The organism is Viridibacillus sp. NPDC096237, assembly GCF_050278625.1.
Classification (GTDB): Bacteria; Bacillota; Bacilli; order Bacillales_A; family Planococcaceae; genus Viridibacillus.
The window spans coordinates 95,706-107,649 of sequence record NZ_JBNNTI010000009.1 but is presented as its reverse complement, the minus strand read 5'-3'; the positions used below and the strand labels follow the sequence as shown (position 1 = coordinate 107,649).

11 protein-coding genes and 2 pseudogenes are annotated in these 11,944 nt (G+C 32.8%); 9 read left to right on the top strand and 4 right to left on the bottom strand.

From position 1 onward, the window contains the following. Positions 1 to 3 precede the first annotated feature (3 nt). Both ACQKMD_RS07935 and ACQKMD_RS07930 read left to right on the top strand, forming a co-directional pair. Complete coding sequence (locus tag ACQKMD_RS07935) at positions 4 to 66, top strand: hypothetical protein (protein ID WP_427417267.1); 63 nt, start codon at positions 4 to 6, stop codon at positions 64 to 66. A gap of 139 nt (positions 67 to 205) precedes the next feature. Then, entirely contained in the window at positions 206 to 703 is a 498-nt protein-coding gene (locus tag ACQKMD_RS07930; protein WP_427750944.1) for a DUF4358 domain-containing protein, read from the top strand. Positions 704 to 964: 261 nt separating this feature from the next. Here ACQKMD_RS07930 and ACQKMD_RS07925 read toward each other — a convergent pair whose 3' ends face one another. From ACQKMD_RS07925 to ACQKMD_RS07910, 4 genes and pseudogenes are all read right to left on the bottom strand, one after another. Then, positions 965 to 2,488, bottom strand: coding sequence for a solute symporter family protein (locus ACQKMD_RS07925; RefSeq protein WP_427750954.1), 1,524 nt, complete (start codon positions 2,486 to 2,488; stop codon positions 965 to 967). 5 nt (positions 2,489 to 2,493) lie between these two features. Further along, positions 2,494 to 2,886 carry a DUF485 domain-containing protein gene (locus ACQKMD_RS07920; RefSeq protein ID WP_427750942.1) on the bottom strand — a complete coding sequence of 131 codons (393 nt, stop codon included), beginning with the start codon at positions 2,884 to 2,886 and terminating at the stop codon, positions 2,494 to 2,496. A gap of 321 nt (positions 2,887 to 3,207) precedes the next feature. Then, complete coding sequence (locus ACQKMD_RS07915; RefSeq protein ID WP_427750941.1) at positions 3,208 to 4,581, bottom strand: MATE family efflux transporter; 1,374 nt, start codon at positions 4,579 to 4,581, stop codon at positions 3,208 to 3,210. A gap of 57 nt (positions 4,582 to 4,638) precedes the next feature. Next, positions 4,639 to 5,083, bottom strand: a pseudogene (locus ACQKMD_RS07910) (GNAT family N-acetyltransferase). A gap of 108 nt (positions 5,084 to 5,191) precedes the next feature. Between ACQKMD_RS07910 and ACQKMD_RS07905 the strand changes: the two are divergent. The 7 genes and pseudogenes from ACQKMD_RS07905 (at position 5,192) to ACQKMD_RS07875 (ending at position 11,861) form a co-directional block, all read left to right on the top strand. Continuing rightward, the gene (locus ACQKMD_RS07905; protein ID WP_427750938.1) at positions 5,192 to 6,019 is read left to right on the top strand and encodes a MerR family transcriptional regulator; all 828 of its coding nucleotides are present in this window, start codon (positions 5,192 to 5,194) and stop codon (positions 6,017 to 6,019) included. 30 nt (positions 6,020 to 6,049) lie between these two features. After that, complete coding sequence (locus ACQKMD_RS07900) at positions 6,050 to 6,922, top strand: hypothetical protein (protein WP_427750936.1); 873 nt, start codon at positions 6,050 to 6,052, stop codon at positions 6,920 to 6,922. Positions 6,923 to 6,949: 27 nt separating this feature from the next. Further along, complete coding sequence (locus ACQKMD_RS07895) at positions 6,950 to 7,426, top strand: hypothetical protein (RefSeq protein WP_427750934.1); 477 nt, start codon at positions 6,950 to 6,952, stop codon at positions 7,424 to 7,426. 392 nt (positions 7,427 to 7,818) lie between these two features. Next, positions 7,819 to 8,222: pseudogene (locus tag ACQKMD_RS07890) on the top strand (transposase); the annotation flags it as partial. Between the two features lie 129 nt (positions 8,223 to 8,351). Continuing rightward, the gene (locus ACQKMD_RS07885) at positions 8,352 to 9,329 is read left to right on the top strand and encodes an MBL fold metallo-hydrolase (protein WP_427750933.1); all 978 of its coding nucleotides are present in this window, start codon (positions 8,352 to 8,354) and stop codon (positions 9,327 to 9,329) included. Positions 9,330 to 10,245: 916 nt separating this feature from the next. Continuing rightward, positions 10,246 to 11,202, top strand: a complete 957-nt coding sequence (locus ACQKMD_RS07880; RefSeq protein WP_427750931.1) for a tyrosine recombinase XerC — start codon at positions 10,246 to 10,248, stop codon at positions 11,200 to 11,202. A gap of 110 nt (positions 11,203 to 11,312) precedes the next feature. Next, positions 11,313 to 11,861, top strand: a complete 549-nt coding sequence (locus tag ACQKMD_RS07875; RefSeq protein ID WP_427750929.1) for a GNAT family N-acetyltransferase — start codon at positions 11,313 to 11,315, stop codon at positions 11,859 to 11,861. Positions 11,862 to 11,944: the final 83 nt, after the last annotated feature.

The following is an 11,944-nucleotide window of genomic DNA, read 5'->3' as shown; positions in this document are numbered from 1 at the left end:
AATATTCGAATTCATGGAACACTGGGCTATTTAACACCGGTGGAATTCAAGCAACAGTCCTTATAAAAGTTGTCCAGTTTAGTGTTGACACACCATATCACCGTCTACTAGAAGATATATATTGATGGAGATATTAATTTAGTACTAATCATCAAGGCTCTTGTTGATATACTAAACAACTAAATTAAAAGGAGAATGAAAACCAATGATAAATTTGTTTAAATTTTTTAATATAAAATCAGTTATTACTATTATTGTTTGCACGATTACATTAGGGGCTTTGAGTGGATGTTTTGGAAAACAAAAAACAGTTAGTAATCTTTCAACTGAAGAAATAGGAGAGCAAATTAAACATGTTACTAACTTAGAAGAAATGAAAGAAGGAGATCAAAAAAAACTTCAAAAGCTATATAACATTAGTGTTGATGAAGTCGAAGGTTTTATTCTTTATACCGCTCCTACAAATATCAAGGCTGATGAAGTGGCCGTGATTAAAGTTAAAGATACTAAGAATGTAGAAGGTATAAAGGGGGAGATTTCAAGTAGAGTTGAAAAGATGTCGAAAAGTTTTCAAGACTATCTTCCAGACGAACATTTCTTAATAAAAAAACACGTATTAAAAACGAAAGGTAATTATGTTCTTTTAGCAATATCAAAGGACTCTGATAAAATAGAAAAAACATTTGATGAAATTCTTAAGTAAAGAGGAATTAGTCATTTCCCTATAAACAGATAAGATATACAATAAAGGCATTTACATATTAATCATGTTTAACTTGTAAATGCTTTTATCTTTTAAGAATTTTTAGAAATCCGGTCTTGTTAATGTATGAAATTCCATTTTGTTGGCGGGAAGCCCTCTAAATTTTTCAAAGAGTGAAGATATTATTAGTATCTTCATATAACAACAAAAAAACTGCTACTAGCAAGCCAGTAAACAGTTTTTTTAAAGTTGAAAGGTAGATTATTTTATGCCAGTGTTTGCTTTAACTGTAACTTCAGCATATTTACGAGCGTCAGATTTAGCACCTACTACTGAACCAATCCATCCTGCAAGGAAACCAGCTGGAACAGAAATGATGGCTGGGTTTGTTAATGGGAATAGAGCAGTACCAGTGAAGATAGCAGTACCTTCTGGATTCCAAAGATTAGGACTTACTACTACAAGTACTAGAGCAGTAACTAGACCCGTAATCATTGCCGCCATTGCACCAGTTGTATTGAATTTTTTGTAGTAGATTGTGTAAATGATAACAGGTAAGTTCGCACTTGCTGCGATACAGAATGCTAAAGATACTAAGAACGCTACGTTCATTGTTTGTGCACCTAAAGCTAAAATGATAGAGAATACAGATACGCCGATAGAAGCAAGGCGAGCTGCTTTCATTTGCTCTTTTTCTGTTACTTTACCTTTTTTGATAATTTGTCCATAAATATCATGAGCGAAAGCAGATGCACCAGATAATACAAGACCTGCTACTACTGCTAAGATTGTTGCGAATGCAACTGCACAGATGAATGACATTAACATGTCGCCACCAAGTGCTTGAGCTAGAAGTGGTGCAGCCATGTTACCAGCTGCGTTGGCATCGATAATTTTCTCAGAACCAACGAATGCTGCAGCACCGAAGCCTAGAAGAATTGTTAAGATGTAGAAAATACCAACAATCCAAGTTGCGTAAACAACTGAACTACGAGCTGTTTTTGCATCTTTTACAGTAAAGAAGCGCATTAAGATATGTGGTAAACCAGCAGTACCAAGGACTAGGGCAATCATCATAGACATAGTATCTACGCCATTAGAATATTTTGCACCTGCAACTAAGTAATCTTCACCATGTGGAGTTGCTGTTTTCATTGTGTTGAACATTTCAATAATATTGAAGTTGAATTTCCATAAAACCATAACTGAAATAATAACTGTACCAATCATTAATAGAACAGCCTTAATGATTTGAACCCAACTTGTTGCAGCCATCCCGCCCCAAAGAACGTAGATCGTCATCATAACACCAACAAGAAGAACAGCAACCCAATAATCAATACCTAATAATAATTGAATAAGTCCGCCTGCACCAACAAGCTGTGCAATCATGTAGAATAATACAATTACAATTGTACTTACAGCAGCAGTTCCACGAACTTTCTTTTGATCAAAGCGAGCAGTAATCATATCTGCTAAAGTATAGCGACCAAGATTTCGTAATGGCTCAGCTACGATATATAAAACAACTAAGTAAGCTACTAAGTAACCAATACTATAGAAGAAACCGTCAAATCCAAATAGGGCAATTGCACCCGCGATACCTAAGAATGATGCTGCTGATAAGTAGTCACCAGCGATTGCGATACCATTTTGCCAGCCAGTTAAACCGCCACCCGCTGTATAGAATTCACTAGCTGAGTTTGTTTGCTTCGATGCAAGGTATGTAACGAATAGTGTTAAACCTACGATTGCTACGAAGAAAAAAATACCGATCATACTCATACCCATTAGTAATCACCATCCTTTACTTTCTCAATAATCGATTCTGCTTCTTTGTCAAATTTGTTTGCTTTGCTCACATATGTCATACATAAAATCCATGTCATAATAAATTGTGCTAAAGCAAAAATCCACACCAATGTGATTTCTCCAACTACTTTAACATTTAACACTGTTGTGAAAGAAGTTAAGACTGGTAGAGTGAAGTAGAAGAGTAAGAAAAAGATTGAGACCGGAACGATAAATGAATTCTTCTTTTTTACCAATGTCTTAAATTCTTGACTACCAGCAATTGCTACATAAGCATCCGAAGTAATCTCTTTGTTACGTTTTTCGGAAGATTTTTCAGAAGAATCTGAATTTTTCGCACCTTCGAGAACGCTTTCAATTTTGTGACCCATTGATTTTCCCCCTTTGTAAAAGTAAGAGCTAGCAGTGATTACCAAAACCCTTGAGATAATCATATTCAAATATGGCTAAAATAGCAATCTTTTTCTATGAAAAAATTAAAATAATTCTATATTGTGTTGTTTTTTTTCTGTATAAATCAAAAAAATCCTAATTTTAACATCGATTAAGATGAGAAAATTAGGATTTTTACTGAAAAAACACAAATTATTTATAAATAATAACGCAAAGTTATCATAAAAGTACATATGATAGTTCAATCGTAATGCTTAATTGGAAAATATATGTTTAAACGAGTAATTATATATATATATTCATGAAATAACAGGTTTTTCGCTTGCGTTTTTCGATGCTTTTTCTGGCGAAATATTATGAAAAAGTTTTTTTACAATTATTAGAGCGATTATTGTTAGACCTTCAGCTAAAGGAAAAGCCAACCAAATATATTGTGAACCAAAATAGTTAGGCAAAATCCAAAGTAAAGGTAAGAACAATACTAAACTTCTCGCCATGATGATAAACATAGATAATCGGATTCTCTTAATCGATTGATAATATTCAGCCATAATTAAGTTGAAACTTAAAAATAAGTAGCCGATGAAGAAATAGGAAATACCTTCTTTTGTAACCGCCATTACTTCTGGGTCCTTCACACCAAATAAAGCAACCATTGGATCTGCGAAAAACCACCCAATAAGTAAAATTGCTACGCCAAAGCCAATGCCTACCTTTAAACCTAGGTTTAAAAATAATTGTAAACGACTATATAGTTTGGCACCAAAATGAAAACTTACGATTGGTTGTAGGGCAGCACCTATTCCAAGGAAAACCATTAAAAAAACAACATGTAAGTAATTTACTATTGCGTAGGCTGTTACACCAATTTCTCCAACAAAATGACTGAATGTAATGTTATATGCCACGACAATAATTGCTGCGGAACCTTCAACAACAAAACTTGGAGAACCGATTTTCAGTATTTCTCCCATCGATTTATAATCAACTGAGAATTTAACAAATCGAAGTACACTTTCTTTACGAACAAAATGATACAATAATACAATTACACCAACTACTGTTGATAAAACAGTTGCATAAGCTGCTCCAGCTACACCCATATCCATCATGAAGATGAAAATATAGTTAAAAACAATGTTTAATACTGAAGTGGTAATTAAACCAATCATAGCTAATTTAGGATTTCCATCATTACGGATAAAAATACTTAGAATATTCTCCAATACGTAGACAATTCCAAATAGTAAAATGACATGTAAATAATCTTCCACATATGGAAGAATTTCATAACTAGCTCCAAATAAATATGCAATTTCTTGTTGTTTCCAAAGACTAAAAACAACTAAAATACCCACAATAGTTATAGCTAACACAAATGCCTGTGTAAAAATAGAACGTGCTCTAGCTATATTTCCTTGACCAATTGAAATGGAATAAAGTGTAGCTCCTCCCATGCCGATCCATAATGAAATCGACAAAAGAATGGAGAAAATAGGTACGGCAATGTTAACGCCTGCTAACGCTTTTGGACCTATACCATTACTAACAAATATACCATCCACTAAAATATTGATAGACATTAAAAGCATCCCTAAAAGAGAAGGGAACAAATAAGATGAAAAAACCTTTGGCACCGAATTATTTTGTAACTTAATAGTTGACTCTGACATCAAAAATACTCCTTAATAGCGAGAAGCACACATATCCGTTTATACTGTGGGGTTATATTATACAACTTTAACCATAATCTTCTCGTTGTGAACATCTAATTCACCATTAAATTCAAACCCAAATTTTTCATATAAATGAATTGCTCCTGGATTATCTTCATAAACACTCAAATATATTTTTTGACAATTAAATTCATTTATTAATTTACCGATTAATGCTTGAAGCATTATCTTACCGAAACCTTGCCCTTGGAATTTAGCATCAATAAGGAAACGATCTAACCATACTCGACCTTCATCCTCTTGGGAAATATGCATACATCGCAAAACCAACTAACTTGCTATTTGCGTATAATCCAACAGGGTGGTAATGTAAATCCTCTTTCGCTTCTTGTAAACATTCTAGAGGTGTTTTAATAAAACCTTCTTGCTCTTTTGCCACACTTAACTTTACTATGGCACTTTCATTTTCTTGCGTTACGTCATGAATCTCTATACTCATGACTATCAGTTCCCTTCAATAGAAAAAATTCTTTTTACTTACCATCTCGCGTGGTATATTAGCATAATAAGGTATATGGTAACCGTATAGTCAAGGGGGAAGACTTAAGTGAGCGAAAATTTACGTAAATACTTCACAACAGGTGAATTTGCAAAAATCTGTCACATTAAAAAACAAACGCTATTTCATTATGATGAAATTGGGTTATTAACACCTGAAATTAAAACAGCAAAAGGCTATCGATATTATTCTTACCAACAATATGAAGTTTTTGCTGTTATAGAGCTATTAAAAGAGCTAAAAATGCCGTTAAAAGAGATAAGAGCTTTTTTACAAAATAAGACGCCAATTGAATCAATTGAATTATTAGAACAACAAGCACAATTGATTGAAAAAAAAATTCAAAACCTAACACATCTAAGAGAAATACTTAATAAAAAGGTAGCTATTACAAAAAACGCATTGCAAACAGACTTTGAAAGCATTTCTTTAGTGCATTCGGAAGAAGAGCTTCTATTAATAAGTGAAAGTACTCTTGACACTACTGATAAAGAATTTCTTAATTCGGTTTCTAACTTTATCAACTATAGCGATAACTATGAGCTATATAGTGGCCATCCAATCGGAGCAATCCTTCACAAAGATAAAATGATTGCAAGAGATTTTGAAAATTATTCATTTTTGTACACTAAAATGAATAAAGATTGGCAGGGAGAGAACACTTGGACGAAACCATCAAGCTTTTATATCGTTGGATATCATATAGGCGATGAAGTCAACATTTTTGAAACTTATGATAAGTTGATTGCGTATAGTAAAGAGTATCAGTTACAATTAAATGGTTATTCATATGAAGAATATATTTTAGATGCAGTATCAGTTAATAATTTAGATAACTATGTCACTAAAATAATGATTGAGGTTAAAAAAAACTGATATCCATTGGCGCTATGGGGGATTCATCAATTGACAGTACAAATTCAACGACCAACGGACATACCCTTGCTAGCGGTATTTTTAGAAATGATGAATAATCGCAAGGAACATCATGTTGGCTTTTGTAGTTTAGAACGACATACTATTCATTCCAAACTTACTTATTATTTCTCTGACTTACCATTAAAAGAATCGTTTGTAGTGGCGTATGATAATGGAGAAATTGTCGGTGCACTTGGTTTCGATATTTATCTGAATTTGAACAAAGCAAAAGTTTGTGGCCCTTTTGTTAAATATCTTGACAAATATCCGTTTTTGGCAGAAGATATGTGGTTAGCACTAAATGAGGACATGCCAGCTGAGCTGGAAACATTTGAATTTCTCGTCAATGAAAATAATTTTAGTATTCGTCAATTATTATTAAAGCTACAGGCAAATGAAGTGAAACGAATGTTTTTTTCAAAAGCGATGAAAGATTCTATTGAAAACCTTTTTTATGAAGACACATCTGAAATACAATCGGATGTTCATCCATTTCATAAATCTTTTTGTAACTTCCTGCAAATAGAAGAGGATCAATGGCTTAATTTCACATCAACGTTAAATGAGGACCAAAAACTATTTTTCTACATAGATGAAGTACATAACATTTCGGGGTATGCATATATAAGAGTTGAACCCATTCACTATGTGGGCGAAATTCATCATTTTACATTTCAAAGCTTATCAAAAGAAAAGTGTACAAAGTTATTACGGAAATCATTGCAGCATATCTTTTCCTATCATCCATTTAAACAGACTGAACTGTTTCTTGACATAGATGAACAGTTGAATGTCTTTACAGATGCAGGTTTCAAAGTAACTGATGAAATGATCTATTATCAATTTATTAAAACGACTTAATAAGTCAGTTTAAGGTGGGCGTTTGTATTGTCAAAGAAAATAATCATATTAACAGGAGCACTATTAATTTTTGTCTTAGTAGGATATTATTTTTTAATTGTACATTCCAACATTACTAGGCATGCAGAACAAATGATTGAAGTGAAAATTCCCAAGGGTGCTGTACTTGTATCTAAAAGTGATAGACATAAGCAGTTCAAAACTAACGGAGAATTTTATGCTGAATATCATTTGAAAAGAAAGCAAATTAAGAAGTTTAAGGAATCAATTGCAGAGCATGACAAGTGGAAACCATTACCTGCTAATGAGGAGTTCCAACAATTAGTAGCTAAGCAAAATCAATACGTTCTACCAACAGATGAAAAGAAGGGCAACTACTACTTTAATAACAATGAGAATGATGATTCTATTCAGGACATTATAAAAAGTAAGAACTACGACTTTACAGTAGCTGTGTTAAATGAACAGTCTGGAAAGCTATATATTTTGAAAAAAGTAAGATGAAAAGGATAGCCATGAAGTTATACAATATCTCCACTATTTAACTATACTTAACTTAATTTCATACTACTAATGATATCTAAGTAAAAGCCAGTACTTTTCAAAACTATAAAAAAGACTGCTTAAATACTAAAGGGCACTAAAAAAGTCCATAAAATGAATGGCGGAAACGATTAATCGTTTCTGCCTTTTTTTCTTCGATGCCGTTAATTTCCGTTCCGGCAGACGCTTTCCTGGGGGCGAACCTTGAGCCTCCTCTTCGCTAACGCTCCTGCGGGGTCTCAAGATGTTCGCTAGTTCCCTAAGGAGTCGCCGCCTGCACTCCAATCAACTAGTTTTAAAGTTTTTCTGAGTTTTTCATTCTTTCCAATTCACACCTACCCCTTTATATAATAATAAAAGAAAAATTTCCATTAAAACCAACTTCAAATGAAATCACAGAGGAATTAGACTATTATCTTCAAGTCGTGGAAATTGTAGAAACAATCCAAAATCAGGTCCCTGCCGTAAAAGAGAAATAAACGTCCTCAAAGAAGTCATCGAAGATTATGACTTACAACTAAATTACTCCTACGATCCAGATGCTCGAATAGGACATAAATCAGCCGATTCTTCTTTCTTTGGATTCAAAACGCACATTGCGATGAGTGATGAACGAATTATTACAGCGGCAGTTGTGACAACAGGTGAAAAAAGTGACGGACATTACCTACAAGAATTAGTAGAGAAAAGTAAAGATACTGGCATGGAAATTGATACAGTTATTGGCGACACAGCCTATTCAGGAAAGGATAATTTATAGTATGCACAAACACGTAAGTTTTTCAGTGACCTCTAAATACTATAGCAATCTTTTTTGTTTTCATAATCATGAAATTTCTATACTATAAACGGTATAGTAAACATTCTTAGATAGGAAGTGACAGGTTTGATAAGTATACAGAAAAATTCTCGTTCAGTTTATCCAATCATTGTACCTACAAGGTATAGTAACGTAGGTACGATTAATAGCTATATATTAGATGACGGTGATTCACTATCATTAATAGATGCGGGAATTAATACAAAGAAGTATAAAGAAGCACTTACTTTAACATTATCAGAAAAAGGCTATCATATAAGTGATTTATCTCGCATTTTTTTAACGCATCACCATGAAGATCATGTCGGATTAGTCAATTGGATTCTACAGCAAAAAGACATCCCCGTTTATGCACATTATGAAGCCATTCCTCGTCTTATGGTGGACCAAGAATTTCTCTTAATGAGGAAGCAATTTTTTACTGAACTATACATATCAATGGGATGCATAGAAGAAGCGCAGCCCCGTCTTAAAAAACTGCAACAGACAATTGATTCTCAAAAAGAACAAGCTCTTCAAACGGTAATTCGACCATTAGGGGAAGGGGATAGCATCTTAGGCATGCAAGTTATAGAAACTCCCGGTCATTCTGCTGATTCTATTAGTTTTTATGACGAAGATAGGAAGTTGTTATTTGCTGGGGATGTTGTATTAAAAACTACTTCATCAAATGCAATTGTAGATCCAGATGTAAAAGGCAACCGTCTACATACTGTAAGTCAACTAAAGCATTCTTTAAAAAGAATACAGCATTTATATGTAGAATATCTTTTCGCGGGGCATCAAGAAATAATAGAAGATCATCAAAGTGTCATTTCAAATAAACTTGATAGGATGCAACATAAAGCGAACCGTTTATATTCAGTCATAAAAGAAGGAATACATCATCCGAAAGAAATTGCCCAAGATTTATATCGACACAAGTACAATTCAGAGTTTTCACTCGTCATGTCAGAAGTCATAGGCTACTTAGATTATTTAGAAGAAGAAGGACGTTTAAAGAAATCATTACAAAATGGCGTTTGGCACTATATAGCACTATAATTGTAAACCCCGCACTATTTTGTGTGGGGTTGTTTAGTATTACTCCCTCTTTTTGCATCTTTGTGTACAAAGGTTAAAATTTTCCTTCGCTTTGATCTCCACTCAAGATCCTTTTTTGGAAATTTCATCTCCATGATCATCGATTCAATTTCAATCTAGTCTGATCTTCCTATATTATTTGACTTGTCATTTATTTTTACATTTATAGTATTCATATATTTCTTTTAAAATAAAATTTCAGAATCCTTCATTCATAAATAACATTATTTATATTAAATTAAAATAAATTGTAAATATAGAAGTGAAATTCAATTATTATTTTTTATGTAAATTTAAGTATAATAATTACTAAAATATAAGTTATATTATTTTAACTTTTATAGAACATAAAATACACATATTGTTATAAAAGTTATTTATAACATTACGATCTTCTCCCTCTATTATCATCAATTATTGTAGTCAATTTTAGTTTATGAGCAACTTTAACTGCACCTATAAAATTCCCTTTTCCTAAATTAAATCGTATGTTTCTTGTGATTTTCTTGATACTTTCAAGCATGCCACAATCAACTTTCTTACGACTTTTCGAGAAAAACCTCATTTTGATACCTTTCTATTCTAAACACACATTCCAATTATTAACTAATATTAAATACTTTTTATATTTAACCTTAGTTAATACTAAAAGAGGGGAAAAAAACACGAAAATCTAATGCAATTCGAGACGGATAGTAATGTGGATTTTGTAATCTCGAATCGTCTGAGAGCAAATTTGAAGCAACCTAAATTTTGGGTATATTTGGTTGTTTTTGAAAGTAATATTCTTATAAAAAATGTTTTTTAAATAAGGTTCCCAAATACACATTTGGGAACCTTATTTGTGTTAAAATAGTAGTAAAAGAGGTGATGAATTTTGCCAATTACATACCCGAAAGTAATGAAAGATTTCTTAGTCTATTTAACAACTATTAAAGGTAAATCGAAAAGAACACGTGAAGAATACGAATATGACTTATTATTATTTTTTAGATTCTTAAAAGCAGTACAGAAAGATATGGATATAAAGTTTCTAAACCAAATTGATATATCAGATATAACAATTGATTTTATTAGAGAAATATCATTAGAGGACATGTACTTGTTTTTAGCATACTGTGAGGAGCAACGACATAATAGTGCTCATGCTAGAGCTCGAAAAGGAGCTACTTTAAAATCTTTTTTCAATTATTTAAAAACTAAACGTCATTTAATAGAAGAAAACCCTGCAAGTGAGCTAGAATCCCCCAAAATAGGGAAGCGACAACCGATATATATGACGATGGAGGAAGCTAGAGTTTTCATAGATGGTATAAAGGAATCCACACATTACTATCGTAATTATTGCATGATTACATTCTTTTTAAATCTAGGTATTCGTGTTACAGAGCTATGTAAATTGAATTTAACTTCTATTCAAGGTGACTATTTAACCGTTACTGGTAAAGGGGATAAGGAAAGGACGGTTTTCTTAAATGAAGCTTGTCTAAATGCCCTTTCTCGGTATATAAAGAAAGAACGCTATGCTATTAAAGGCGCTGATACCAATGAATCATTATTCCTTTCTCAAAAAGGAACACGCTTAACAAGACAACGTGTCGCGAAAATTGTAAAAGAGATTAACGAGCAATCGGGATTGAATAAAACAAAGTTAACACCACATAAATTACGACACACATCAGCGACGATGATGTATAAAAGCGGGGCAGATATACGTAGTCTGCAGCAAATTTTAGGCCATTCAAGCGTTTCTACAACGCAGATTTATACGCATGTAGAAGATAAAGAAATCCAGCAAGTGATTGAAAATAATCCGTTCAATCAGATTATTTAATGATAAAATACTGCAAAATCGGCACTTTAAACGACATTGTAGTTTTTGTATTTTATTACCATATAAATAGTTCTATAATATCACTATTACGTTTATATAGGAGGTTATTAATGTTTAGTATACAAATTGATGAGCAATTGCAACTTAAACTGTTGCAAGAGTATGATGCAGAAGAGCTTTTTACGGTTATGAAAGGGTCAAAAGAGAGTTTAAGAGAGTGGTTACCCTTCATAGATTCAAATGAAAGTGCAGAGGATACATTACAATTTATCCGATCAAGTCTAAAGCAATTTAGTGCTAATGATGGCTTCCAGACTGCCATCGTATATAAAGGTAAAATCGTAGGGGTTATTGGCTTTCACCATATAAATTGGCAAAACAAGTCTACCAGCTTAGGTTATTGGTTGTCAAAAGACTATGAAGGGCTAGGTTTTATGACCAAATCAGTTCGTAAGCTTCTAGATCATGCCTTTCACAATCTCAAGCTAAAACGAGTAGAAATTCGTGCTGCTATCGCAAACAACAAGAGTAGAGCCATTCCTGAGCGTTTAGGAATGACTTTAGAAGGTGTTAGTCGTCAATCAGAGTGGCTATACGATCACTTTGTAGATCATGCTGTTTATAGCATCCTTGTTGAAGAATGGAAAATACGTAGTTGAGACCATTGAAAATGGTCTTTTTTTCATTTAGTTTACATAATATTATTATGTAAACTAAATGAAATTATGATAGTTATTATTAC